The organism is Bacillus horti, from assembly GCF_030813115.1.
Classification (GTDB): Bacteria; Bacillota; Bacilli; order Caldalkalibacillales; family JCM-10596; genus Bacillus_CH; species Bacillus_CH horti.
The window spans coordinates 116,478-141,028 of record NZ_JAUSTY010000005.1; the positions used below are offsets into that span (position 1 = coordinate 116,478).

At 38.4% G+C, this 24,551-nt stretch carries 26 protein-coding genes; 15 read left to right on the forward strand and 11 right to left on the reverse strand.

The annotated features are described in order from the left end of the window. Nucleotides 1–9: 9 nt before the first annotated feature. From J2S11_RS07240 to J2S11_RS07250, 3 genes are all read right to left on the reverse strand, one after another. Nucleotides 10–336 carry an ArsR/SmtB family transcription factor gene (locus J2S11_RS07240; protein WP_307392819.1) on the reverse strand — a complete coding sequence of 109 codons (327 nt, stop codon included), beginning with the start codon at nt 334–336 and terminating at the stop codon, nt 10–12. A 176-nt stretch (nt 337–512) separates the two neighbouring features. After that, nucleotides 513–1,007 (reverse strand): immunoglobulin-like domain-containing protein, encoded by a 495-nt coding sequence (locus J2S11_RS07245; protein ID WP_307392821.1) that lies wholly within the window; start codon nt 1,005–1,007, stop codon nt 513–515. A 246-nt stretch (nt 1,008–1,253) separates the two neighbouring features. Beyond that, a complete protein-coding gene (locus J2S11_RS07250) occupies nt 1,254–2,078 on the reverse strand; it encodes an aldo/keto reductase (RefSeq protein ID WP_307392823.1) in 825 nt (274 codons plus the stop codon). 329 nt (nt 2,079–2,407) lie between these two features. Here J2S11_RS07250 and J2S11_RS07255 point away from each other — a divergent pair, with 329 nt between their 5' ends. Beyond that, a complete protein-coding gene (locus tag J2S11_RS07255) occupies nt 2,408–2,971 on the forward strand; it encodes a cupin domain-containing protein (RefSeq protein WP_307392826.1) in 564 nt (187 codons plus the stop codon). Nucleotides 2,972–3,030: 59 nt separating this feature from the next. On the opposite strand, the gene J2S11_RS07260 is transcribed toward J2S11_RS07255, so the two are convergent. Then, complete coding sequence (locus J2S11_RS07260) at nt 3,031–3,711, reverse strand: imine reductase family protein (RefSeq protein ID WP_307392827.1); 681 nt, start codon at nt 3,709–3,711, stop codon at nt 3,031–3,033. Beyond that, complete coding sequence (locus tag J2S11_RS07265; protein ID WP_307392830.1) at nt 3,708–3,974, reverse strand: NAD(P)-binding domain-containing protein; 267 nt, start codon at nt 3,972–3,974, stop codon at nt 3,708–3,710. Before J2S11_RS07265 ends, J2S11_RS07260 begins: the two co-directional genes overlap by 4 nt. 228 nt (nt 3,975–4,202) lie before the next feature. Here J2S11_RS07265 and J2S11_RS07270 point away from each other — a divergent pair, with 228 nt between their 5' ends. The 4 genes from J2S11_RS07270 (at nt 4,203) to J2S11_RS07285 (ending at nt 6,462) form a co-directional block, all read left to right on the forward strand. Then, nucleotides 4,203–4,577 carry a MerR family transcriptional regulator gene (locus J2S11_RS07270; RefSeq protein WP_307392832.1) on the forward strand — a complete coding sequence of 125 codons (375 nt, stop codon included), beginning with the start codon at nt 4,203–4,205 and terminating at the stop codon, nt 4,575–4,577. Between the two features lie 81 nt (nt 4,578–4,658). After that, nucleotides 4,659–5,252 (forward strand): TetR/AcrR family transcriptional regulator, encoded by a 594-nt coding sequence (locus J2S11_RS07275; protein ID WP_307392835.1) that lies wholly within the window; start codon nt 4,659–4,661, stop codon nt 5,250–5,252. Nucleotides 5,253–5,299: 47 nt separating this feature from the next. Further along, on the forward strand, nt 5,300–5,950 hold the full coding sequence (locus tag J2S11_RS07280) for a DJ-1/PfpI family protein (RefSeq protein WP_307392836.1): 651 nt from the start codon (nt 5,300–5,302) through the stop codon (nt 5,948–5,950). Between the two features lie 137 nt (nt 5,951–6,087). Further along, nucleotides 6,088–6,462 carry a VOC family protein gene (locus J2S11_RS07285; protein ID WP_307392838.1) on the forward strand — a complete coding sequence of 125 codons (375 nt, stop codon included), beginning with the start codon at nt 6,088–6,090 and terminating at the stop codon, nt 6,460–6,462. Between the two features lie 64 nt (nt 6,463–6,526). On the opposite strand, the gene J2S11_RS07290 is transcribed toward J2S11_RS07285, so the two are convergent. Both J2S11_RS07290 and J2S11_RS07295 read right to left on the reverse strand, forming a co-directional pair. After that, the gene (locus J2S11_RS07290; RefSeq protein ID WP_307392840.1) at nt 6,527–7,366 is read right to left on the reverse strand and encodes an MBL fold metallo-hydrolase; all 840 of its coding nucleotides are present in this window, start codon (nt 7,364–7,366) and stop codon (nt 6,527–6,529) included. Between the two features lie 184 nt (nt 7,367–7,550). Beyond that, entirely contained in the window at nt 7,551–8,582 is a 1,032-nt protein-coding gene (locus J2S11_RS07295) for a zinc-binding alcohol dehydrogenase family protein (protein ID WP_307392842.1), read from the reverse strand. Nucleotides 8,583–8,740: 158 nt separating this feature from the next. On the opposite strand from J2S11_RS07295, the gene J2S11_RS07300 reads away from it, so the two are divergent. After that, the gene (locus tag J2S11_RS07300; protein WP_307392844.1) at nt 8,741–9,331 is read left to right on the forward strand and encodes an NAD(P)H oxidoreductase; all 591 of its coding nucleotides are present in this window, start codon (nt 8,741–8,743) and stop codon (nt 9,329–9,331) included. A gap of 3 nt (nt 9,332–9,334) precedes the next feature. Here the strand turns inward: J2S11_RS07300 and J2S11_RS07305 are convergent, their stop codons facing one another. Further along, on the reverse strand, nt 9,335–10,087 hold the full coding sequence (locus tag J2S11_RS07305) for an alpha/beta hydrolase (RefSeq protein WP_307392846.1): 753 nt from the start codon (nt 10,085–10,087) through the stop codon (nt 9,335–9,337). Between the two features lie 275 nt (nt 10,088–10,362). Here J2S11_RS07305 and htpG point away from each other — a divergent pair, with 275 nt between their 5' ends. The 3 genes from htpG (at nt 10,363) to J2S11_RS07320 (ending at nt 14,031) form a co-directional block, all read left to right on the forward strand. Beyond that, nucleotides 10,363–12,246 (forward strand): molecular chaperone HtpG, encoded by a 1,884-nt coding sequence (gene htpG, locus J2S11_RS07310; protein WP_307392848.1) that lies wholly within the window; start codon nt 10,363–10,365, stop codon nt 12,244–12,246. 494 nt (nt 12,247–12,740) lie between these two features. Further along, the gene (locus tag J2S11_RS07315) at nt 12,741–13,115 is read left to right on the forward strand and encodes an ArsR/SmtB family transcription factor (RefSeq protein WP_307392850.1); all 375 of its coding nucleotides are present in this window, start codon (nt 12,741–12,743) and stop codon (nt 13,113–13,115) included. Nucleotides 13,116–13,218: 103 nt separating this feature from the next. Beyond that, nucleotides 13,219–14,031 carry an SDR family NAD(P)-dependent oxidoreductase gene (locus J2S11_RS07320; protein ID WP_307392852.1) on the forward strand — a complete coding sequence of 271 codons (813 nt, stop codon included), beginning with the start codon at nt 13,219–13,221 and terminating at the stop codon, nt 14,029–14,031. Between the two features lie 130 nt (nt 14,032–14,161). Here the strand turns inward: J2S11_RS07320 and J2S11_RS07325 are convergent, their stop codons facing one another. Together J2S11_RS07325 and J2S11_RS07330 are read right to left on the reverse strand one after the other, a co-directional pair. Further along, on the reverse strand, nt 14,162–14,704 hold the full coding sequence (locus tag J2S11_RS07325) for a GNAT family N-acetyltransferase (protein ID WP_307392854.1): 543 nt from the start codon (nt 14,702–14,704) through the stop codon (nt 14,162–14,164). Nucleotides 14,705–14,816: 112 nt separating this feature from the next. After that, on the reverse strand, nt 14,817–15,491 hold the full coding sequence (locus J2S11_RS07330; RefSeq protein ID WP_307392856.1) for an oxidoreductase: 675 nt from the start codon (nt 15,489–15,491) through the stop codon (nt 14,817–14,819). Nucleotides 15,492–15,691: 200 nt separating this feature from the next. Between J2S11_RS07330 and J2S11_RS07335 the strand changes: the two genes are divergently transcribed. The 6 genes from J2S11_RS07335 (at nt 15,692) to J2S11_RS07360 (ending at nt 21,418) form a co-directional block, all read left to right on the forward strand. Further along, complete coding sequence (locus tag J2S11_RS07335) at nt 15,692–16,201, forward strand: GNAT family N-acetyltransferase (RefSeq protein ID WP_307392858.1); 510 nt, start codon at nt 15,692–15,694, stop codon at nt 16,199–16,201. Nucleotides 16,202–16,255: 54 nt separating this feature from the next. Then, nucleotides 16,256–16,726, forward strand: a complete 471-nt coding sequence (locus J2S11_RS07340) for a hypothetical protein (RefSeq protein ID WP_307392860.1) — start codon at nt 16,256–16,258, stop codon at nt 16,724–16,726. Between the two features lie 306 nt (nt 16,727–17,032). Beyond that, nucleotides 17,033–18,625, forward strand: coding sequence for an FAD-dependent oxidoreductase (locus J2S11_RS07345; RefSeq protein ID WP_307392861.1), 1,593 nt, complete (start codon nt 17,033–17,035; stop codon nt 18,623–18,625). A gap of 300 nt (nt 18,626–18,925) precedes the next feature. Then, nucleotides 18,926–20,101 carry a PstS family phosphate ABC transporter substrate-binding protein gene (locus J2S11_RS07350; RefSeq protein WP_307392863.1) on the forward strand — a complete coding sequence of 392 codons (1,176 nt, stop codon included), beginning with the start codon at nt 18,926–18,928 and terminating at the stop codon, nt 20,099–20,101. Between the two features lie 67 nt (nt 20,102–20,168). Next, a complete protein-coding gene (locus J2S11_RS07355; RefSeq protein WP_307392865.1) occupies nt 20,169–20,891 on the forward strand; it encodes an AAA family ATPase in 723 nt (240 codons plus the stop codon). 125 nt (nt 20,892–21,016) lie between these two features. Then, entirely contained in the window at nt 21,017–21,418 is a 402-nt protein-coding gene (locus J2S11_RS07360) for a hypothetical protein (protein WP_307392867.1), read from the forward strand. 749 nt (nt 21,419–22,167) lie between these two features. On the opposite strand, the gene J2S11_RS07365 is transcribed toward J2S11_RS07360, so the two are convergent. Continuing rightward, the gene (locus J2S11_RS07365; protein ID WP_307392869.1) at nt 22,168–24,342 is read right to left on the reverse strand and encodes a heavy metal translocating P-type ATPase; all 2,175 of its coding nucleotides are present in this window, start codon (nt 24,340–24,342) and stop codon (nt 22,168–22,170) included. Nucleotides 24,343–24,551 lie beyond the last annotated feature (209 nt).

Sequence of the window (24,551 nt, forward strand, 5' to 3'; positions counted from 1 at the left end):
TTTCCTTTGTCATTTTTTATTTTTTTGTTTTTCTACCTGTTCAGCGTAGCTTTTCAGACTATGAAGCTTATGATCTAGAATTTGCTCGATCTCCTGACGGGCAACGTGGTAGCTCGCTTCAAAGTTCACTTTGTTTAGACTATAAAAGCATTGCCTGCCTATTCGTTTTTCATCAATAAAGCCCTCCTCTTTTAAGATTTTTAAATGCTTGGTTAATGCTGGCTGTGTGATGGAGAATTGCGCTACAAGATCTGATTGTGTTTTCTCGGAAACAGCAAGCATTTTTAAAATGGAGCGTCTAATGGGGTCATTCATGACTCGGTATAAATCTTTCATTTACTTATTCTCCCAACATATAACTTTTAGGATATATATTAAATTATAAACGTCAATAAAATAAATGTCAATGGCTGGTTTTTTATAGTAGAATGAGCGTTTGTTAAATGCATTATTCTATAACCTTTGTTGAGTAATCTGCTTTACAACTTTAGATTTGTGTTAGTTTTGTTTGGTTATTCAATTGTAAACTCTGCTGTTAAATGGCATTTATCATAGTTTCTTGCGCTTCTAAAATCCAATATAGATTTCACTATTCGGTATTCGCCAGTATCCAGCTTTCCATAGAGCCAACCCCAATCAACTGTCCATTCCCTAACGTCCGAATTAGCTAAGTCATAGCCTATATCATTGAATCCGTAATTATCAGCTAGTGCGATAGGAACTTGATACCATCCTCCATCTATTTCCTTTTCTAATAGAAAATCATCACCATAGATGCATTGTTTGTCGGAGTTATTCTTAAATGCTACTGTCAATCCAGTAGATGATACAGTTTCTTCTTTCGCAGACATAGTTACTCCATCCAAATTGTTGACAGTTTCATAAATTGTAGGCTCCCAATCAGTTCCCTCAGTTGGGGTTGGATGGCTATTGCTTAAACTACCGCATCCTGAAAAAAGCATTAAACCGACTACCATGCAGAGTAGCGAACATAAGTATTTATTCATGTAATCACCCCTTTACGTTATTAGACGTTAGAGCAAATATATAAGTTGACTAATTATATAAATAAATCCTTGTTACACAATGTCTTTGTATTTGATGCAACTCATTTTTAGAATCCTACCTAAAATGTTAATTTACATTAAGGTCGAAACAGCGCAAGCCTTAACGTAGACAAAAAAACACCCCTCAGTGTTAGTTACGACTAACATGAAGGGTGCGGATCTATCTGTGCTTATCAACTCAATAGATTAACGCCTGTTCATTACCGCTGGATCTGGTCCTCTACGCTGATTGCGGTTCAAGCTGTGAATCTTTGTCATCTCCTCAGGAGTTAATTCGAAATCAAACACATTAAAATTCTCTTCAATACGAGATGGAGTAACAGATTTAGGAATCACAATGCTATTATTCTGTAGGTGCCATCTTAAGACGACCTGTGCGGCAGTTTTGCCATGCTCTTCAGCAATTTTCACTACAACGTCATCCTGTAGAAGGTCACTTCCTTGATCAAGAGGACTCCATGCTTCTACAAAAATATCATGCTTTGCACAAAATGCTTTGATATCAGAGCGGGAAAAGTAAGGGTGACATTCAATCTGGTTTAAGACAGGCTTTACATCACATTCATTTAGAAGTCGCTCTAAATGATCAATATTAAAATTACATACACCAATTGCTTTAACCCGACCGTCATGATAAAGCTTTTCCATCGCTTTATACGTATCAATATACTGGTTAAACTCAGGTGTTGGCCAGTGAATAAGATATAGATCAACATAATCCAGACCTAATCTTTCAAGACTTTCATCGTATGCCCGTAATGTATTTTCATAGCCTTGATCAGCGTTCCATACTTTGGTGGTAATAAAGAGCTCTTCTCGTGGAATACCAGATTCTCTAATGGCTTTTCCAACTCCAGCTTCATTTTGATAAACCATTGCTGTATCAATAGATGTGTAACCGACTTCTAGTGCTTTTGCCACGGCTGGTGTAGCTTCGTCATCCTTGACCTGCCAAACCCCATAGCCTAGCTGAGGCATTTTTAATCCATTGTTAAGAGTTACGAAATTCATGTAGCATGTCTCCTTTTGGAATTGGATTTTTGCAAGTGTGCGGTACTTCTATTATAGGCAAATCATCTTTCTTTAAGTATTGAAATCACACTAATACCCATTAGTTTAAACATAAACAGATCCAATTTCAAGCGTTCTGCTTTGCTTAGCACTATGCAGAATATATAGAGCTACGTTGCAAAGCAGCATGTATAAGAGTATGTTTAAAGTGACATATAAAATTCACTTTTCTTTATAGATCAACAGACAAATAAAATATAAAATGAAAGCGAATCCATATGTAACATTTATCACAGATGAAAAAATGGTTAAGAGGAGGTAGGAGAGAAATGGATAGCAAAATGAAAATAGCAAACGAGGAAGCAAAGAAAGTTAAAATTGGAACGGAACTCGTTCATCCTGATGGCCGCAAGGTTATTTTTGTAGGTAGTGGCGAAGACGATGAAGGCGATTATATTACTGTTGAGCACCATATGACTAAGCCAGGGGCTATTAACGGTCCCCATTTTCATCCAGTACTAAAGGAAAGCTTTGAGGTTAAGCAGGGGAAGATGAGATTTTTGGTCGATGGGAAGGAAACGATTGTACAGGCAGGAGAAAAGATTACGGTTCAGCCTAACCAGGTTCATCAATTTTGGAATATTAGTGATGAGCTTTTAATTGCTGTTCATGAAATTCGCCCACCAGGCCTACATTGGAAAATGTTCGCCCTAGTACATAAGCTGGAATGTGAAGGAAAGATGACTTCAAAAGGTATTCCCAAAAACCCTCTGTGGTTAGGAGTAGCGTGGGAGTACATCGACGGTTATATGGCTGGTCCTCCTCGTTTCTTACAGAAAGTGGTGTTAGGCAGCTTAGCTAAGCTGGCTAAGGCTTTGGGGTATCGTATTTAACTGCTTACATATACCAAAGGTTGCCAATCGATCGGCAACCTTTACTGATATCTCATCAATTACTTATGCTTCTTCCTCCGTACAGGACTGATGATCTCAAAAGCACGTATTGGATCATCGTTGCTATAGCCCTCGTCCACCAATTGATCCAATACAGCCTTACTAGGCTTCAACCATTCCACAGGAATGTCTAGTTCCTTACTTGCCTTTATAATATGACCAAGAGCCAGTTGATTGGTTTTGGTATTCGAAACGTCCGTCGCATATTCACCCGTTTCTATGGCACGTACGGCATCAAGAGACGCATAGGACGGGACAATAACGTTGGTGAGCCATTCCGCCACATAGGGCTGAAACTGAGAAGCGGGAATGTTCGCCGTGCTTACCATCGCATGCGCGTGCAGCAGGCCCTCCCCAGCTCCGTAAAGAATAGTGAGGAGTGCCATGTCATATAGCAGCGGGATACCGGGATCATCACTAAGGAAAACTGTGTTGCCGCCAAACACCTTCAATAAAGGCTCATATGCCTCGAATAGCTTTGGTGAACCGCCATAAAAAAGTAGGGCTTCGGACATTCCAATCATTTGCGGAACTCCCATGATCGCTCCATCGAGATAGTCGGCACCCATAGACTCGACCCACTGTGCGGCTTTTCGGGCGTCGTTTGGAGTTCCAGAGGTAAGATTAATAAATACTCTGCCGTTAAGAGTCATTTTCAGGGGAGCCAAAAGTTCACTCATGACTTCATAAGTAGACAGGCAGATGATACCACCGAGTTTGCGGCCACAGCTTCAGAGATTGTTTTTGCACGAATTGCTCCCATCTCGACAAGGTTGTTTGCTTTCTCAGGCGAGCGGTTCCAAACGGTTGTCGGGTGATTATTATTCAACAATGCTGATGCCAGCGCTTGCCCCATAAGTCCCAAACCGATGACAGTCACTGGTGTACGACCGCTGCTTTTATTTATATCTCCAGCTTTATTTATCTTGATTTCTTTACCCATTGAATTTAGTCTCCTTCATAATCATTGTCTGTTCAAAAAGGATTATAAACCCTGACACTAGCGTTAAGGTCAATAGCATTTGTAAATATCAATTAAAAATTCTTAGCTATAACATTTATTCTGGTTGTTCATTTTCTCTTGACCTTATCATTGATGTCATAGTTTATAATAGAATTTATATAGGTTAGAAGAAAGAACGGAAAAAAATGTATGGGAGGGGAACGCGCATTGAAGATCAGTCAATTAGCAGAGAAAACAGGTGTTAGTGCTAGGTCTATTCGACATTATGAAAAAAAGAATTTACTTACTGCCAAGCGGCTAGAAAACGGTTATAGGCTTTTTCAGGAATCAGACGTCGAGCGTGTCAAAACAATTCAAATTTATCTAGGATTAGGGCTAAATACGGACCAGATTGAAGAAATGATAAGCTGTACAGATTATTGTCCGGAGTTAGAAATGGATGAGCTATGCTCGGAAATGCTTGAAGTATACGAAAAAAAGCTAAAAGAAATTAATCAACAAATGGATACTTTAGCCCACGTGAAAAGACGATTAGAAGAGGAGATTGCAAAATTTAAAGAAGTCCAAGAGAAGCTTGGCTAGCAATTGAGGACTTGACGAGACAATACTTAATTCATATACTAAAAAGAGACCGAACGGTCTTTAATGATAGGAGGAGATTAGGTGGGACGAGGAGTAGATACAAGAAACATGATTATCCAAAAATCTGCAACGCTTTTTAATAGACAAGGCTTCTCTGGCTCATCTATGTCCGATATTATGAATGCTACAGGATTAAAGAAGGGAGGAATCTATCGTCACTTTCAAAATAAAGATGAGCTTGCTGTAGAGGCGTTTAATCACTCTGTTGAGGTGCTGCGCAGGACATATCGTGCCGCTATAAAGGATAAGCATACAGCAGAAGAGAAGTTACTGTCTGTTTTATCGGTATATTTGAACATTACACAGAATCCCCCGTTGGAGGGAGGCTGTCCTTTACTTAACACGGCCATTGATACGGATGATACTCATCCCCTATTGAATCAGAGAGCACAAGAAGCTATGAACGATTGGTTAGCCTTTATTCAGTCCATCCTCAAGGAAGGTGCTGAAGCTAAGGAATTTAGAGCAGATTTAGATGTACAGGAAGTGTCCATTTTTCTTACTTCAGCTTTCGAAGGAAGTGTGATGATGGGACAGCTCTATCGAAAAGATGAGTATATCATGAAATATTTTAACCAGCTTAAACAATATATTTCTTGCTGCATCAAGCAGTAATTTTTTTGCATAAAAAAGACCAATCGGTCTCATAGAGGAGCGTTTATATGGATAATATGAAAAAGCAATGGAATGTGGGAATTTTACTTTTTGATCATGTGGATGTATTAGATTATTCAGGGCCATTTGAAGTATTTTCATTAACCGTGCGGGAAAAAAGTCAGGTTAGTGAGTTATTAATGAATACGATCAAGCTAGAGGATAAGCCTTTTGTTGTAAAAACCATTTCAGAAACTGGAGAGCTTGTAACGACACATAATGGACTGAAGCTTCTACCGGACTACAGCTTTCAAAGCTTAGGTGTAGAGCTAGATCTATTGATTGTACCTGGTGGTCCATTGATGGCTATAAAAAAAGGGGTGAAGAATAAAGCGCTATTGAATTGGATAGCAAGTCAGCAAAAGACAGGGGTTATCGTGGCTTCAGTATGCACGGGAGCTTTGTTCTTAGCGGAGAGCGGAATCTTAGATGGATATAAAGCAACGACAAACGCCTTTGCTTTGGACTACCTAGAAGAAAAATATAGGAATATTGAAGTGATAAGAGGGGTACGATTTGTCGACAACGGAAACGTTATGACGTCCGCTGGTGTTGCTGCTGGTATCGATATGTCTCTATATATCGTAGGGAAATTAATAGGTGAGGAAGCAGCAAAAATAACTTCAACTACAATTGAGTATCCTTACTATAAACAGTAATGTAAATGATCTATATGTATGATCATATTTACGATTAATTTTACTGATTACCATTCACGAATTACTATCCACAATTTTCATTAAAATTTGGTATAATCTGAGTATCTTTGAAATTGATAGGGAAGGAGGGACACTCATTGCTTCAAAAGATACTTTATAATGAGATACCAGTAAAGGATATGAACAAGTCGATTGAATGGTATAAAGAAATACTAGGCTTAGAATTTATTTTTTACAGTAAAGAGGAGAACCTAGCACAATTTAATCTTCAATCAGGTCAAATGCTTTTCTTAGTTGAAACGACTGATGAGACAAATGCAAATTTTACAGTGCAAGGAAAGCCACATAATGTAATTGGCTTTCAGACAGAAAATATTGAACAGCTACATAATGATTTAGTGCGAAAAGGTGTTCAGGTAGAGGATATAGAGAATGATGGAGGAGGAAATAAATTTCTTAACTTTTATGACCTAAATGGAAATATATTTAACGTTCAATGTGATGTTAGATAGTAGTTACTGCTATTGAGGGGGCCTATAGGTGAAGCTAAATAGCACTAAAGGTGAAGTCTGTGGCCTAATGCTCTAAATATTTTCCATAGTCAGGAATAGCATGTTCATCGAAATGAGCAACAAGATTATCAAGTTGCCCGGATAAGTCTACACCTGATAAGGGAAGACCATGACCAGTTATGGCAATGTGCGGCTGTAAGGATTGAAGCATGAGAACGGATTGTTTAGCTTTTTTCCAATCTGTGGTTAGATATCTTGGAGGTCCGCTGATCTCCTCAGTTTGAGTAAGAACTTTATAAAGAGAATCTTGTTTAACATTGATGAATGCATCTCCAGCGATCAAGGCGTGATCCTTTTCGCGGAACAAGGAGATGTGACCCCGGGTATGTCCTGGTGTGTGGATCCAGCGCCAATCAGTTAATAAAGGAATGGTTCCATTGGCTGGAAGAGGGTGTACGTAGCTTCCCAATGTGATGGGTTCAATGGGATAAAGAAAGGACGTTTTTGCTAAGAGCCCACCTTCAACGGAAGGGTCTGGATTAGGGTAGCTCTGTTTTCCAGTCAGATAAGGTAGTTCTAACTCATGAGCATAGACTGGAATGTCCCAATGCTTAATAAGTTCAATGATAGCTCCAACATGATCAAAATGTCCATGAGTTAGAATGATACATTTCGGCTTGCTATTACCAAAGCGTTTTTCAGCAGTAGAAATAATGTCTGGAGCAGATTTTGGCATACCAGCATCTACTAGGACCCAATTATCCTTTGTACCAATAAAAACAATATTTACAATTTGAATGGTGTAGCAATACAGGTCAGATGAAACCTCATGACCTTTTCCACTTTGGACAGAGGTGATGGGCAAAAAATGATAGTCTTTTCCGTAGGATAGTGAAGTGTCCATGATAAGGTACAAGCCTCCTTAGCTCTAGTTGAAATTAGTTTCTCCGAATCGGCAGAAGATCATACAAAAAATAATCGGTTAAAAGCAAGGGCGTTTACCGATGCTTTAATTCTCTATAAATGAAAGAAGCCAGATAAGCTTAATCCTTAGATATAAGCCCCTGGCTTTCGTTGTGAATTCGAATTTAATTGTTTGTTAAAACGAGTTTACCGATCATCTTACCAGACTCTAATTTTTCATGAGCCAAACGTAGATTCTCGGCATGGATAGGAGACATAGTCTCCGTCAAAGTGCTTTTGATTTTATTAGAGTCTACTAAAATTGCAAGCTCATTTAGTAGATGATGCTGTTCAATCATATCCTCTGTTTCGTACATGGCTCTAGTAAACATGAACTCCCAAACAAATGATGCACTCTTATTTTTCAAAAGACCTAGGTTAACAGGGTTAGCTGTCTCTACAATAGAACAGATAGTACCCTGTGGTGCAATGGTAGTAGCCATGTTTTCCCAGTGCTGATCTGTGTTGTTTAAGCAGAAGATGTAATCAACCGTTTCAAAGCCAAGCTTTTGTAGCTGAGGGAGAAACTCTTCATGATGGTTGATTGTATAATCAGCACCCTGTTGTTTGACCCAATCGACGGTCTCTGATCGTGAGGCCGTTCCAATAACGGTTAAGCCTGCTAGTTTACTAAGCTGAGTAGCGATGGAGCCTACACCACCGGCTGCTCCTATATGAAGGATCGTCTTGTTCCGATTTGCCTCTGGATCCTTAGCTACACCTAGGCGATCATATATTCCTTCCCACGCTGTAATGGCTGTTAGAGGAAGAGCTGCTGCCTCGGCAAAATCAACACTTTTTGGTTTCTTACCGACAATGCGTTCATCCACAAGGTGAAAATCACTGTTTCCCCCTTGACGAGTAATGCTTCCTGCATAATAGACCTCATCACCAGGCTGAAAGAGTGTACAATCAGCTCCTGTCTCCTTCACAATTCCTGCTACATCCCAACCAAGAATCTTTGGTGATTCTTCGACCCTATCCTTCGGAGCACGAACCTTAGTATCCACTGGATTAACGGAAATTGCTTTTACCTGAACAAGGAGGTCTCTTCCTGTTGCAGTGGGCCTATCTACTTCCAAATCGATTAAGCTTTCACTTTCCGTGATCGGTAGGTAACGGTAAAGTCCAACGGCTTTCATCGTTTCTATTGACATAGATATCTTCCTTTCACTGTGAATGTAGCAGTATTTCTGAATCGAATGATCAGTAACATCTATTTTACTGTACTATATTTTTATATTATCCTAGAATTAAGCCCGATTCAAGAAAGGATACACATGTAAAATTTTATTGAAATGAGGTTTGTAAACTAATGAAAGTATTAACTGTGGTCACTCATCCGAGAAGGGATTCTCTTACGTTTGCTGTGGCTAAACGTTTTGAACAAGGCCTGCTAGATGCTGGACACGAGGTAGAGGTTTTAGATTTATATCGTAGTGGGTTCAACCCAGCACTTCATGAGCTAGATGAGCCAGATTGGTCTGCTAGCATTCAGCAATTTTCTTCTGAGGTCGATGACGAAATTAAGAGGATGGAGAAGCACGATGCGTTAGCATTTATTTTCCCATTATGGTGGTGGAATATGCCAGCCATGTTAAAGGGTTACATTGATCGGGTCTGGAATTACGGTGTGGCCTATGGTCCAAAAAAGCTAAGCCATCAGCAGGTACTGTGGCTTAGCCTAGTAGGAGCTCCAAAGGAGAAGCTGGAAAAGAGAAAATATGATCAAATGATCCAGCATTACTTTAACGTTGGAATCGCAGATTATTGTGGAATTAAGCACTCGAAAGTTGAATTCTTATTCGAGACGATTAAAGATAAAAGCACGGAGTATATGGAAGACCTATTAGATCAGGCTTATGATCTTGGCCTGAATTACGAAATTAAAAAAGCTTCGATATAAAAATTATTCTTGTACTGGTTCAGCTCTTAACCACTCTAGTAATTTTTGAATAGTAAGTTCGGTCTGCTCTTCAGTAGAAATAGTGGCTATCCCGTCTCCTTTTTGTTCACCATAGCTACCAAACTGGGCATGGTTTCCCCCTTTAATATCATAAAACAACGTAGCAGGGTGGAAGTTGGGCTGTGCTTCCTCATAGGCCTCTTGATTCAGAACTTCGTCCTTTGAACCAGTAATGGATAGAGCTGAGAGTGGTAAGTCTAAGTTGCTTATACTCCCATTGGCGTCTGGATATGAAGCCAAAAAGAAAGCTCCTCTAATTACCCCTGGATGATCTACAGTAAATCTTGAGGCCATTACTCCACCCAAAGAATGACCACCGATCACGTAAGAGTTGTTTGGATTTTCTTCAATAATTTCTAATGCTCGATCAGCGTCAAGCACGGCTAGGTTGAGAGGCATCTTCACAATGTATGTGCGATACCCTTCCTGAGCTAGCCCCATAGCTAGTGGAGCGTAACTTTTGGGTTCGACTAGGCCTCCCGGATAAAATATTATTGTTTCCTCCTGAGCATTCTCTGGTTCAAACTGAATCCATTTTGCTTTATCCTGCACATTTACTGATCCCTGACTATTCATGTGTTCATTGGCAAATGAATCTGCTTGATATGGCTTTAAAAATAAACCGGTGGCTATCCCGATTAGTAAACAAACAACAATGAGAATATACCACCACTTGAATCTGAATGTTTTATTCATGCACTGTAACTCCTTTAATGAACATTGTGGGTAAAAAATACTTCATTGAGCTAATCGTATAAGACTTACATTATAGCTCACAGGTAATCAGTTTAAAAGGATTTAGATATTGACAGTCAATTTCAGTATATGTTATAAAAAGGATGAATTGTTTAGCACTCTAACCTAAAGAGTGCTAAAATTGAGGAAAGAATAACCTAAAGAAACAAACTTAACAAGGTCACCACTATTGCAGGGGTGAAACCAAATTTTCTATGTTGAAAGGAGATTAACGAATGGCCAAAAAGCAATTTAAGGCTGAATCCAAACGATTGCTAGAAATGATGATTAACTCGATCTATACACAAAAGGAGATTTTTTTAAGGGAGCTAATCTCGAACTCTAGTGATGCCATTGATAAGATTTATTATAGAGCGCTATCTGATGAACAGATCGTGTTTAATAAAGAAGATTATTACATAAAAATATCGGTAGACAAAACCAATCGGTTATTAACGATCGAAGATACAGGAATCGGAATGACCAAGGAGGAGCTAGAGAATAACTTAGGCGTAATTGCTAAAAGTGGTTCTTTTGCCTTTAAAAACGAGAATGAAGCAAAAGATGGCCATAATATTATCGGTCAATTTGGAGTAGGCTTCTACTCTGCCTTTATGGTGGCAGATGTGGTCACTGTGGTGAGTAAGGCGTTAGATAGTGATGAAGCGTTTAAATGGGAATCTAAGGGTGCCGATGGCTACACGGTGAAGGAAACGGAAAAGGATACAGTTGGAACGGTTATTCAACTGAAGATAAAAGAGAACACAGAAGATGAAACGTATGATGAATATCTTGATGAGTATCGCCTTAAAGCGATCATTAAAAAATACTCAGATTTCATTCGCTACCCAATCAAAATGGATGTGACTCTTCAAAAGCCTAAGGAAGGGGAAGAGAACGAATTTGAGGAATATCAGGAAGAACAAACTGTTAACAGTATGGTTCCTATCTGGCGTAAAAACAAAAATGAGCTGACAGATGAGGATTACGAAAACTTCTACACGGAAAAGCGTTATGGCTTCGATAAACCTCTTTCTCATATGCATATCAGTGTGGATGGAGCTGCAGTGTATAAGGCTATTTTATTTATTCCAGAAAACACTCCATTTGATTATTATACGAAGGAGTATGAAAAAGGTTTAGAGCTTTATTCTAATGGTGTTCTTATTATGGACAAGTGTTCAGACTTACTCCCGGATTACTTTAGCTTTGTGAAAGGGATGGTAGATTCTGAGGATCTATCCCTTAACATCTCTCGTGAAATGCTACAGCATGACAGACAGCTAAAGCTGATCGCTAAAAATATTAAAAGCAAAATTAAAAGCCAATTACAGAGCCTGTTAAAGGATGAGAGAGAGAAGTACGAAAAATTCTATGAGTCTTTCGGTAGACAGCTTAAATTTGGCGTGTATAGTGACTACGGTGCGAATAAAGAGGATCTTCAAGACCTATTGATGTTCTACTCTTCAAAAGAGAAAAAGCTGATTACTTTAGATGACTACGTGACCAATATGCCTGAAGATCAAAAGTATATCTATTACGCATCAGGGGAGTCCAACGAGAGATTGGAAAAGCTTCCTCAAACGGAGCTTGTTGCAGATAAAGGCTATGATATTCTATTCTTTACTGAAGAGGTTGACGAGTTTGCGATTAAGATGATCATGAACTACAGAGAGAAGGAATTCAAGTCTGTATCTAGTGGAGATCTAGGTATTGAGCCGGATGAAAATGAAAAGCAAACAGAGTCTCAAGAGCAGGATAACAAGGAGCTTTTCGAATATATGAAGACTGTCCTAGAGAATAAGGTTAAAGAGGTTAAGGCCTCTAAAAGGCTAAAAACTCACCCTGTTTGCCTAACGAGTGAAGGTGAACTGACGATTGAGATGGAAAAGATCTTAAATGCGATGCCAAATAACCAAGACGTAAAAGCAGATAAAATTCTAGAAATTAATGTGAATCACAATGTCTTCCAGGCGCTTAAAGCGGCGCATGAGGCTGATGATAAAGAGAAGATCAATCTGTATACAGGCTTGTTATATAATCAAGCCCTACTGATTGAAGGCTTGCCAATTCAAGACCCTGTTGAGTTCTCTAATGATATTTGTAAGGTGATGAGCTGATCAAGATCAAGTGATGCCAACTCAAGATATCACTGAACTAATGTGGGTCAAGTGATGAAGGCATAAAAGGACGTCCCTTTTACCGTAAATTGAGGTAGACGGACGTCTTTTTTGTGCATCGTCATATGAATGTTGTGGTGCTAGAGGCGTCTTTTTGGTCTTAAAAACTCTAATGGTCATAATTCCACCTTAGACGCTAAATTCAACCAAAATCAGCGGATGAAGCATTCTAAGTGCCGAATTTGACCGTTAGAAATCAGGACATGTAAATTTTGATGTCTAAGAGTCAAATTTGTCCGTTACAGATGAGGGGTGAAATATAAAGCTGTACTCTACAAAAAATACCAAATTTTAGAAAGAAGAACAAGCTTCTAAAGTTGCATAAGGTCATTATAGAGGTATTTTCATGACCTCACTTGATTTATTATTTAAATATGATATTATAAATTAAATGATTAAATATTTGATTATTTAATCGAAAGGAATGATTGAAAGTGAAGGATTTTCAAATGGACCATGCTTCAGAGAATGATCTATTAGCGAAAAAGGAAGCCCTAATAAGGGAAATACGTCTCTCCACAGATATTTTCAAAGCGATGGCAGATCCTGTGAGACAGGATATTCTAATGATGTTTATGGTGGCAAAACGGATGAACGTCGCGGAGGTTGTGGAGCAATCACCTTTATCTAGACCTGCTATCTCTCATCATTTAAAGATTCTTAAGCAAGCGGGTTTATTGAGCTCTACAAAAGAAAAAACAGAGGTCTTTTATACGTTAAGTATGGGGGATTCTGTAATTAAACAATTAAAGAAAATTGTTCAAGTGGCTGAAGAATTAATGGATGATCCTGCTAAAACATTAGAGTAGAACGTAAGGCTTTCCGGAGCATTTAGTGAAGGAAGGTTTTCTTTTTGGATTTAATAGTTAAATGTTTAATCATTTAATAATTTAAATGTTAGGAGTGGTATCAATGAAATGGAATTATCGTAAAAAAACAGCTTTAGTAACGGGTGCGTCATCTGGGATAGGTGAGGTTTTTGCTCATGAGCTTGCCAAAAAAGGATGTAACCTAATTCTTGTGGCTCGGACTCAGGAGAGACTTGAGCAATTGGCAAGGGTGCTAGAGGAAATGTACACTATTAATGCCGTAGTTATTCCTATGGATTTAGGGCGTTTTGATGCTGCCGGAAGAATAGCTCAGGAGGTTTCCAATCTTGGATTATCTGTAGATATACTAATTAATAATGCGGGCTTTGGTACTCTAGGAAGATTTAATGATATCCCTCAGTCTCGGTTGATACAAGAAATTCAGTTGAATATAGGTAGCTTAACAGAATTAACTCATCTCTTTATTGGCGGTATGTGTGAGCGAAAGGATGGTGTCATCGTTAGTGTAGCTTCAATGACAGCGTTCCAGCCTACTCCTTTTATGGCTGTCTATGGGGCAACAAAAGCTTATATACTATCCTTTACTGAGGCATTATGGGCAGAATATAGAGAGAGTGGGGTCCGGATTGTAGCATTGTGTCCGGGGGAGACTAAAAGCTCCTTCCATGCCGTATCGGGTACAGAATGCTTGAACAGTAAGCGAATGGAGCCTATAGAAGTTGTCAATGCAGCGTTTGATGCTGTAGAGAAGGATAGGAGCAGTAGGATAGTGGGTATAAATAACAATGTAATGGCGCTGCTTTCACGTTTTTTACCTAGGCGTGTAATTATCAATGTTACTAAAAATATATTCCAACCCGCTTTAGAGAATAAGCAAATATCAGCTGATCAATAGAGCTGCAATAAGAAATGGATTTAAATAAGGGAAACAGTTGAGCAAGGAGAGCAGAATGGGGTAAACAGACGAAAATGAAAGAGCCTCTGACCCTTTTTCTTAGGGATTAGAGGCTTTAAAAGCTTACTATCTATCTAAACCTTCCCATTATAACAGTGTTGTAGAAGTGATTATCTGAAAGAAGCTTATCCTTCTTCAAAACACCTTCAATCTCAAACCCTAACTTTTTGTACAAAGAGAGAGCCTTTTCATTTTGTTCAAGCACCTGTAACGTCATTTTCTTTATACCATTTGTGTCTGCCCATGCGATGGATGTGTTTAAAAGCTCTTTTCCAATGCCATATCCCCAAAAGTCCTGTAAAACTCCTACGCCAAATTCAGTTTTGTGTACAAATCTTTTTAGATACGTACCCTCACATCTTGAAAAAGCAACAATCTGTTGATTCACAACAGCTACTAGGAATAGGTTTCTAGGGAGCTCAGAGTCTGTTTTAATGATTTGTTCGAAGCCTTCTTTATCTATAAACGCTTCTCCTTTTTCTCTATCTAGGTGTTCGGTTTCACCATCAATCTGTAGCCTCAGGTCAGATAATTCTTGTGCATCCGCTAATACGGCTGAACGGATAGTATACGTAATCCCTTTAACATGGTATTCTTGTGCTTTTATAATCATGCTGGACTCCAATCGTTTGAGCAGATAAACATCTAGCTTTTATGCTAGTAGATTAATTATTCAAATGCATTCAAGGAAATAGCAATCAATAGAGTATCTGCTATATGTTATTTTATATTAAGCTTGTATCTGTAATTTGTTGAATTTGATCAGACTGATAAGTATACTCTCCTGAGCTAGACTGTTGAGCTCGATCATACATTGCCTTTGCCACAGTCTTCGCTTCAATTCCTTTATATTTACTCAGCCTACCGATTAGTAAAAAGGAGAAGAGAGTATATAGCTTCGTAGCAAAGCTTTCTCCAGGTCGATGCTCTTTTCTATCTCCTAGTAGAAGGGATGGCTGAAAGATATGCAGCGCTGAGAAGCCAACCTGTTTCAAGGCTTCCTCTAGCTCGCCTTTCATCCGTAGATACCAAGTGCGTGAATTTGCGTTTGCCCCAATTGAGCTAACAATAAGGTATTGCGAAGCACCCATTTCATAAGCTAACCTGGCTGCCTGTAAAGGATATCCAACATCAATTTGATACATGGCTTCTCTTGATCCAGCTACTTTGATGGTTGTACCCAAACAGCAGAAGATATCATCGACAGCAAATAAAGGCTTATAGTCAGCTAGGCGGTCAAAATCCACCACAACCTCTTCAAGCTTTGGATGTGAGTATTCTATAGCTCGTCTTACTAGGATGACTACTCGATCATATTTGTCATGATTGAGAAATAATTGGAGTAGTTGTTCGCCAACTAATCCACTAGCCCCAAGTAATAATGCAGATTTCTTATGCACATGTATCCTCCTTTGAAAATGTATTTTTACAAGTCCAAGTCAATGTTGATTGTTGAGTATAGTTTAATCATAGTCTCTTTTGTATTGATTTTCAAACAAATAGAGGGGTCCACACAGAGGAGATTTGTCTAGTTAAAAGCACCTGAATTTGGTAGTATTAAAAGGTGATTTGATGTCAGCGATTCTTTGGAGGAAGATAAATGGACTCAGGAGATAAGCATCCTATTAAAATAAGACCACTTCAAATTAAAGATTATGAGATGGTATTAGCTTGGAGTAAAGATGACGTTTTCTGTGTGGCAAACGGTTGGGAGATAAATAGAAGCTCAGAAGAACTACATAAATGGTGGATTCAGTGTGTAGAAAGACAACCAAAAGATTTTAGGAGAATGGGTGTTGAATACAAGGAAAGGTTGATAGGCTACGCAGACTTAGCACTAATTAATAATCACACAGCCGAACTAGGCATTGCAATAGGTGAGAGAGGTCTTTGGGGTAGTGGATTTGGATCAGCAGCTGCGAGGTGTATGATGGATTATGCAACAGAAAATCTAGGAATTACAATACTTACTGCTGAAACACATGAAGAAAATATACGTTCGCAAAAATTGTTAGAAAAAATAGGTTTCCAAGAGATAAGCAGAATTGGTTTTGAAATGTATAAGGGGAAAGAGAATCAGCTTATACAGTACAGATTTAGATATGAATAATGAAACAATTCGACAATTTTAATTTTGATGACTTTAACAATGGAGGAGCCTTAGATGGAAAACGATAAAGTAAAACTTTTTGCATTAGTGCCTTTGGCTTTTACACTTTGCTTATTTTTTCCGTTTTTCTTAAGATTTGTTGAAGCGTTGGAATGGTTATTTATTTCTGGGTTTATCGTGTTTTGGTTTTGGGTAGGATATGAAACTGCCCAGGTTAACATAGGTAAGTTAAAGGCATTTATTTTGGGAAGTTGGATTTGGTCCTTGATGTTTGCCATGTACATATGGATGATTGTTATTCCAAAGGATATGAATAGTAATAGCTTTTTAGCAACCCTTTCCATCTTGTATCCCATGTTGTTTGAAAGAGTAGTTGAGGGAATATATGTATTTATTTATCCTTATAATATAAATCCTTATACAATGATCGTATTAGCCTACCTTTTGATATTACTCATCTTTTGCTTTGGATTTTATCGTGGTATCCTTGCAGCTAATACAAAGAGGAATAGAAATAACAAATAAATATTAGGGGTTTCTATAAAAAAACTTAAAATATTAAAGAATAAATTTACATATGATGATTTGATCACACAATAAGAATATTTTTACAGCCTTTATCAAGTAGCCCAATAAGGACTTAGTTTAACTCATTTGATAGTTACAACAAATTTACTCGAACTTCAACACTTCGTGCTCCTCCAAGCACGTGGTTTTTTTCGTGATTAATTTTTATTCCTTAAAGATCAGATACATTTTATGGGGAGAAATAGGAAAGTTTAAGAGATAGGAATAGATTATTTAGCAGAAACGTCAAATGGAGGAAAGCTGATGAATAAAGAAACGAATCATACTCATGACTCTTTACCTCAATACCCTGAATCCTACTGGAGAGACTCTGTAGAGCTTCCAATTTTTCCGAGGCTTAACGAGAATAAAAAGGCTGACGCAGTTATAGTTGGTGGAGGAATCGCTGGAATTACCACAGCGTATTTACTCGTCAAAGAGGGACTAAGTGTCATATTGCTTGAGGCAAGTACAATTTTGAATGGGACAACTGGACATACTACTGCAAAAATAACAGCTCAGCATGATGTAATCTATGATGAATTGATCAATAAAGTTGGTTTGGAAAACGCTAGGCTGTATTATCAGGCAAATATGGATGCCATACATTTCATTAAACAAACGATTCAGGATCATTCCATTGATTGTGGCTACTCTGAGCAGGACGCCTACCTTTACACCAATTCCGAGGAAGGGTTAACCAAATTAAAGAAAGAAGCTGAGGCGTATAAGAAACTTGGAATTCAGGGGGAAGAGGTAGAAAAAATGCCTCTAGATGTACCTCTTAAAGGAAGCCTTGTGATGAAAAATCAGGCTAAGTTCCATCCGTTACAGTATCTTGCTACCCTAGTAAAGTATATCTTGGAGCATGGCGGTAGCATTTATGAGCACACAACGGCTGAGGATGTAGAGAAAGTGAACGTGGTGGATAAAAAGGTGACTACTGCAGATCAACACGAAATCGTTTGCAGCCATGTGGTTTCCTGCTCACACTTTCCATTCCATGATGGATTAGGCTTCTATTTTGCTAGGATGTACGCAGAACGTTCCTACGTATTAGCGTACAAAACAGATAATGATTTTCCAGAAGGCATGTATCTTAGTGTAGATACCCCTCAGCGCTCCGTTCGTACTACTCCATTAGCAGATGGTCAAAAGCTTGTTATTATAGGTGGAGGAAGTCATAAAACAGGACAAGGAATTTGTACAATTGAGTATTATGAAGCTTTACAGGAGTTTGCGGAGAAAAAGTTTGGATTGCGTAATATTTCTTATCGCTGGTCTGCTCAGGATTTAATCACTACAGATAAAATTCCATATATAGGTAAGTTATCTGGTGGATCTGAGCACATTTATGTTGCTACAGGGTTTAGAAAATGGGGAATGAGTCAGGGTACTTTATCTGCTTTATTGTTACGGGACATTATTTTAAAAAGAGAGAATCAATATGAAAAATTGTACTCTCCAACGAGATTTGATCTGGCTACCGATGGAAAAAATCTAGCTGTTCAGAATGCAGATGTAGCCAAGCATCTTATCGCTGGAAAGCTTGAAATCGTCCGAGAGAAAGCAGAAAACCTAGCGCATGGCCAGGGTGGGGTTGTTTCTGTTAATGGAAAAAGGGCAGGGGCTTATCGTGATGAAGAGGGAGAACTTTATGTTGTAGATACTACATGCACACATATGGGCTGTGAAGTAGAGTGGAATGAAGGAGAGCGAAGCTGGGATTGCCCTTGTCATGGTTCTAGGTTCTCCTACACAGGAGATGTTATGGAAGGGCCTGCTAAGAAGTCTTTAGCTCGCTTACAGACTAACACAAATAACATAGATAATGTTGATAATGAGATTTTATCTTAAGATATGAAATAAATTGATCACTTATCAATTAGTTTGATCAAATAAATCATCAAGTAGACCTGTGAAATAAACTTGTGAAATAGCCGATCAAATAGATCAATCAAAAATAAATCAATACACCAAAAATCGTCCATATTTCATGAGTGGGGAGCTGTTCTAAAGTCATTTAAATGACTTTAGAACAGCTCCTTTTTGTTTGCTTACGAACGCTTAAGAGCCCTTTCATAAATGGTTACTGAAAAAGGAAGTAAAAAAGTGATAAGATGGATAGTGAAGTTAATGAAAGTGGGGCTATAAAAGGTGAAGGCAAATATATGGACAAAGCTAATTGTAAGTATTATTCTTTCAGCAGCTATTTTAACGATTGGTTTTATAGCTTTTATTTTTACAGAATTACTAGGAGGAACAAGGTTCTACACACCATTAGTTGTTGCGGTAACTCTTATGTTAGTGGTGTATATTATTTTATGGATATTTAATCTAGTTCATCCAAAAAAACTAACGATGATTCTGACTACCTTTCTTGTCCTTTGTGCCTTAGCCGTAACGGGCTATGAGCTAGTAAAAGGATATCAAAATAGTTTAGCTAGCTTAAATGATCAAGGAGTAGATTTGTACGAATATGCTCCTTTTAGTGAAGGCACGAAGGCGGTTAAGCTTGATGAACCAGCCACATGGAGTGTAGAGCAGAATTTACCTGTACTTGATGGAGCTACAGCGTTGTATCCGCTGTATGCCGCATTCGCTCAAGCTACATATCCTGAAGGGGAATATGACGTGTATCAGAGTAAGGTGATGAGTAGTAATACGGTAGAGGCGTATCGAAATTTGGTGCTTGGTAAGGCAGATATTATATTTGTTGCAGGGCCTTCAAAGGAGCAATTGGACTATGCCAAAGGGTTTAGAGCTGAGCTAGAATTTACTCCGATAGGAAGAGAGGCATTTGTTTTTTTTGTCAACGAAAGAAATCCTGTTGAAAATATAACAATTGAACAGATCCAAGATATATACTCGGGAGAAATAACAAATTGGAGTGAGCTTGGGGGAAGGAATGCAAGAATTAGGGCTTTCCAGCGGCCAGAAAATAGCGGTAGTCAAACAGCATTACAGAGGTTAATGGAAGGTAAAGAGCTTATGAATCCACCTAAGGAGGATGTCATTGCAGGGATGGGTGGAATTATTCAGCAGACGGCAAGCTTCCGTAACTATAGAAACGCTTTGGGCTACTCCTTCCGATTCTTTACTATTGAAATGGTACAAAATGAGGATGTGCGTTTACTCAAGATCGAGGGAGTGGCTCCAAGCGAGGAGACGATTAAAAGCGATGAGTATCCTTTAGCAGCTGAGTTTTATGCTGTTACTGTTAAGGATAATAAGAAACCTCATGTAGATGAGTTCATTAATTGGATCTTATCTCCTCAGGGGCAGTATTTAGTGGAGCAGACGGGGTATATTCCGATTCGTACTTTTGACTAATTAATTCGTGCTTTTTCGTTATATTTTTGGGGATTCGGTTTGCGCAACAATGTGGAGGTGGCACAGTGTGGCTTTAAAAGAGATCGTTAAGTTAGAAGAGAAATTTGAGGGGAGAGAGAATCGGTATCCTTTTAATATCCCATCTATTAACAATCTAAGTAGATTAGAAATTAAAAGTAATGTGACGTTTTTTGTAGGGGAGAATGGTTCTGGAAAATCAACGTTGCTTGAAGCTATAGCGTATCAGTGTCAATTTAATACTGCTGGGGGAGGCAGGTCAAACGTCTATGATCTGGCTTCTTCAGAGTCTGATTTAGGAGATTACATTAGGCTATCCTGGCTACCTAAGATCAATCAGGGCTTTTTCCTACGAGCAGAGTCCTTTTATCAGTTTGCTAATCATATTGATGATATTGCAAAGGAGTATCCAAGTGTGTATGACTCATATGGAGGAAGCTCTTTACATGAGCAATCTCACGGTGAAGCATTTCTATCTTTGTTTATGAATCGCTTTGGTCGTAAAGGAATCTATTTGCTAGATGAGCCTGAGGCAGCATTATCTCCAGCTAGGCAGCTGACATTTCTAAGCATTATTCATGAGCTACAAAAACAGGCACAGTTCATTATTGCTACTCATTCCCCTATTTTATTGGGCTATCCTAATGCTGATATTTATAGCTTTGATGATCAAGCTATACGATTAGTCCAATATGAAGAGACAGACCATTATCAGATTACAAGAAGATTTTTGGAAAATAGGTCGATTTATCTTAACGAACTCCTTAATTAAAAAAGTGGATAAATGATTAAGAACCTAATACACTTTTCTTTATTTTTAGAAAATATGTTGAAATTATGTAAGAAAATTACCGATATAATAAATAAGAATATATCTATATTGAAAGGAAGGGTTTTATGAAAATTAATCTTTCTGTCAATAACAAATTTCTCGGGCTACAAACAACATCTGTGAAGAATAAAGAGCTTTTTAAGTCAACTCTCTTAGAAAAGCAAGAAAAAGAAGAAAGTAGTAAAGGGAAACTGGTTACGACTAGAGAAGGGGGCTATGTTCGTCAGTATATAGTAAGCCCTAAGGGAGATAAAATTTTATTAAGTGAGGTAAAGGCACATGATGAGGTAGAGTCTTCTAGGACGGAAAACTATCAAAGACCTATTCCAAAAAATAACTTAGATGGTCTATCAGAGAACACAAATGAGATATTAAATTTACTACATCTTGAAACTGGAGCAGGTTTACCACTGCAAATGAATCAACTTTCAAACTCTAAAAGTAGTAAACAAAGTGAAGAAGTGTAAAGGAATTTTGGTTGAAAGGGTGGAAGAAAAAGGTTATAATGATTTAGAAGTAAATTGAAAACTAGGAAAGGAGGACTAATTATGTTTAGAAAAACATTGATTTCTTCCATCTTAGTAATTACATTATGTATTGGTTTACAATTTTCTGGAGGGGAGAAGGAATTTTTAGCGCTTCATAAGTAGAAGCAAAACAACCCCAGTTAATTACACTACCTACATTCTTTAATGGTTACCAACTTCCTTATCAACCTGGTTTTAGGTATGTCTATGATAGCACATGGATAACTATTTCTTCTACTGGTGTTGTTCGTACCTTTTTCTCTGCTACTGTACCTGTAAAAGTCTATAATGCGTCTGGAATACTGGTCATGATTTTATTATAGTAGTAGGTAATGGTTAAGTTAACATAAAATTAATGCAAAATTCATGTATACCTAGCATGCCTTTTTAATTTTTATTGATAAAGATATTAGTCCAGAATAAGTGACTTTTCTAAAATAAGGAGCATAATAAAAAAATTTTGAGTGGTATTAATATATAAAAGGTGTGTTTTCCCAGTGGATAGACTAGAAAGAGGCGATCCTGTGGATTTTAGACATTCATAAAATATACATACATAGGAAAGGAAGGGGGCATAAATCCCTTCCTTTTAACTTATATTTAACGTGCGTTAGCTGTCGTATTACGTTGCGCCTAGAATCTGCGTATGACATTTTTCAAGGCTAATGATCGTGTATTAGCATATGCTTCTACGCATTAATTTTAAGTACACGCATTGCGTTTAAGACGGCAATCAATGTAACGCCTACGTCTGAGAAGACGGCTTCCCACATTGTAGCAATACCGAATGCTCCTAACACTAGAAAAACGGCTTTTACCCATAATGCTAGAATAATGTTCTGCCATACGATTCTTCTAGTGCCTTTGGCTATGGTGATAGCAGAGGCGAGCCTAGAAGGTTCATCGTTCATTATGACGATGTCAGCTGCTTCGATCGCAGCATCTGAACCTAGACCACCCATTGCAATACCCACATCAGATCGTGCTAGTACAGGTGTATCGTTAATTCCGTCGCCAACGAAGGCGATTTTTTCTTTTGCTAATTTTTGCTGATCAAGTGCTTCAATTTGTTCTACTTTGTGCTGTGGTAAAAGCTCAGCGTGTACGGTATCTATACCAAGTGTAGCTCCTACCGTTTCACCGACCTTTTTAGAGTCTCCAGTAAGCATCATAGTTTGTTTGATCCCTAGTGACTTTAAAGAACGAATCGCTGAGGTAGCATCATTCTTAACTTCATCAGAGATGACGATGTAACCAACATACTCCCTATCAATAGCGATATGCACAATCGTTCCTACTTCATCAGGCTGGGTGAAGGGGATGTTCTCTTTGAGCATGAGCTTCGCATTTCCTGCAAGAACTTCCTTCCCTTCTATGACCGCCTGAATGCCATGACCAGATATTTCGTTGTAATCTTGAATCGCTTCAGTTTGAATTTCTTTGCCGAATGTAGAGCGAAGAGATTCAGCAATCGGGTGATTCGAATGTGCTTCTGCATGAGCAGCATACTTAAGTAAATCATCTTTAGTAATAGAAGTGGTTGGATGAATCCCTGTGACCGTAAAAACACCTTTTGTTAAAGTTCCGGTTTTATCAAATACAACGTACTTGACATGATTTAAGGCTTCAAGATAATTACTGCCTTTTACTAAAATACCGTTTTTCGATGCAGCTCCAATCCCACCGAAGAAGCCTAGAGGAATGGATACAACTAGTGCACATGGGCAGGAGATTACAAGGAATACTAATGCTCTGTATGTCCACTCCGAGAAAGTTGCTCCGCTAATTAATAGTGGAGGTAATACGGCGAGAAGAAGAGCAAGTGCGACAACAACAGGTGTGTAGTATCGAGCAAAACGGGTTATAAAGTTTTCCGTTGGAGCTTTTTTACTACTAGCGTTCTGAACTAAGTCTAAAATTTTCGAAACGGTTGATTCTCCAAAGCCCTTCACAACCTCAATGGTCAGCACACCATTTTTGTTGATAAAGCCACTCAAGATGTCTGCTCCTGGCTCTACATCACGTGGGATTGATTCTCCTGTTAAAGCAGATGTGTCAACAGAGGACGTGCCTTTTAAGACCTTTCCATCTAGAGGAACCTTTTCTCCGGGTTTAACTATAATAGTATCACCGATGCGAACATTTTCTGGTGAAACCACTTTTATTTCATTTCCAACCTGAAGGTTAGCATAGTCTGGTCGAATATCTAATAAGGCAGTGATTGATTTGCGGGAGCGATTGACCGCGATCCCTTGAAACATCTCTCCAACCTGATAGAAGAGCATAACGGCTACTCCTTCAGGGTATTGCTGGATAATGAAAGCCCCTATTGTGGCAATAGACATTAGGAAGTTCTCGTCGAACACCCTTCCTCTAACGATATTACGTGCGGCTTTGGCTACGATGTCGCCTCCTATAATGATGTAAGCAACAGTAAATACGCCAAATTCAACGAGCCCTGTAAGTGGAGCAATAAGGCCAAATGCTAATAAGGCAATACTACTAATGATTCTAAGTAGTAATGTTTTGGTTTTTGAATCTAAACGTTGAAGCTTTTGATTTTTTATCTCAGATGATTGGTCAGTTGAGTCCACGCGCTGTCCTCCTGAGAATGTGCTGTTATTTTGTTCCACTACAGTAACGTGTGACTCTATCATTTTCACCTTTTTCTTAATATCTGATACCCAAGAAGGGTTTACAGGTTCATCCGCTTCAACAGTGAGGGTTTTTGTTACGAAGTTGACAGAGCTAGCTGTAATTCCCTCAATTTTTTTGACTCCATCCTCAATCTTTAGTGCACAGTTTGCACAGTCAAGACCCTCTAGAAAGAAGCTCTCCTTTACTTTCTCTACGCTCTTCTCCATCTCGTATCACTCCTTTTACTTCAGAGAAACTATTGTATTGATATCTTGATAATATATGAGCACTTATTCATATGATAAGTTCATTATATGCATTGAAAAATCAAAAAGTCAATGTTCTTCCTAAAAAATAGTCATATGGTATAATAAGAGGAGTCGATTCCTATAATGTAATATGGAATCATTCTGATTTTGATATGTTTGGTGGTGGG

Excerpts from the sequence above, each read along its gene's own strand:
- J2S11_RS07290 (WP_307392840.1), bottom strand. The coding sequence starts at position 7,366 with ATGGACACTTCACTATCCTACGGAAAAGACTATCATTTTTTGCCCATC.
- J2S11_RS07360 (WP_307392867.1), top strand. The coding sequence starts at position 21,017 with ATGAAAATTAATCTTTCTGTCAATAACAAATTTCTCGGGCTACAAACA.
- J2S11_RS07250 (WP_307392823.1), bottom strand. The coding sequence starts at position 2,078 with ATGAATTTCGTAACTCTTAACAATGGATTAAAAATGCCTCAGCTAGGC.
- J2S11_RS07260 (WP_307392827.1), bottom strand. The coding sequence starts at position 3,711 with ATGAGTGAACTTTTGGCTCCCCTGAAAATGACTCTTAACGGCAGAGTA.
- J2S11_RS07240 (WP_307392819.1), bottom strand. The coding sequence starts at position 336 with ATGAAAGATTTATACCGAGTCATGAATGACCCCATTAGACGCTCCATT.
- J2S11_RS07365 (WP_307392869.1), bottom strand. The coding sequence starts at position 24,342 with ATGGAGAAGAGCGTAGAGAAAGTAAAGGAGAGCTTCTTTCTAGAGGGT.
- J2S11_RS07305 (WP_307392846.1), bottom strand. The coding sequence starts at position 10,087 with ATGAATAAAACATTCAGATTCAAGTGGTGGTATATTCTCATTGTTGTT.
- htpG (WP_307392848.1), top strand. The coding sequence starts at position 10,363 with ATGGCCAAAAAGCAATTTAAGGCTGAATCCAAACGATTGCTAGAAATG.
- J2S11_RS07295 (WP_307392842.1), bottom strand. The coding sequence starts at position 8,582 with ATGTCAATAGAAACGATGAAAGCCGTTGGACTTTACCGTTACCTACCG.
- J2S11_RS07300 (WP_307392844.1), top strand. The coding sequence starts at position 8,741 with ATGAAAGTATTAACTGTGGTCACTCATCCGAGAAGGGATTCTCTTACG.
- J2S11_RS07320 (WP_307392852.1), top strand. The coding sequence starts at position 13,219 with ATGAAATGGAATTATCGTAAAAAAACAGCTTTAGTAACGGGTGCGTCA.
- J2S11_RS07265 (WP_307392830.1), bottom strand. The coding sequence starts at position 3,974 with ATGGGTAAAGAAATCAAGATAAATAAAGCTGGAGATATAAATAAAAGC.
- J2S11_RS07325 (WP_307392854.1), bottom strand. The coding sequence starts at position 14,704 with ATGATTATAAAAGCACAAGAATACCATGTTAAAGGGATTACGTATACT.
- J2S11_RS07245 (WP_307392821.1), bottom strand. The coding sequence starts at position 1,007 with ATGAATAAATACTTATGTTCGCTACTCTGCATGGTAGTCGGTTTAATG.
- J2S11_RS07335 (WP_307392858.1), top strand. The coding sequence starts at position 15,692 with ATGGACTCAGGAGATAAGCATCCTATTAAAATAAGACCACTTCAAATT.
- J2S11_RS07340 (WP_307392860.1), top strand. The coding sequence starts at position 16,256 with ATGGAAAACGATAAAGTAAAACTTTTTGCATTAGTGCCTTTGGCTTTT.
- J2S11_RS07345 (WP_307392861.1), top strand. The coding sequence starts at position 17,033 with ATGAATAAAGAAACGAATCATACTCATGACTCTTTACCTCAATACCCT.
- J2S11_RS07255 (WP_307392826.1), top strand. The coding sequence starts at position 2,408 with ATGGATAGCAAAATGAAAATAGCAAACGAGGAAGCAAAGAAAGTTAAA.
- J2S11_RS07280 (WP_307392836.1), top strand. The coding sequence starts at position 5,300 with ATGGATAATATGAAAAAGCAATGGAATGTGGGAATTTTACTTTTTGAT.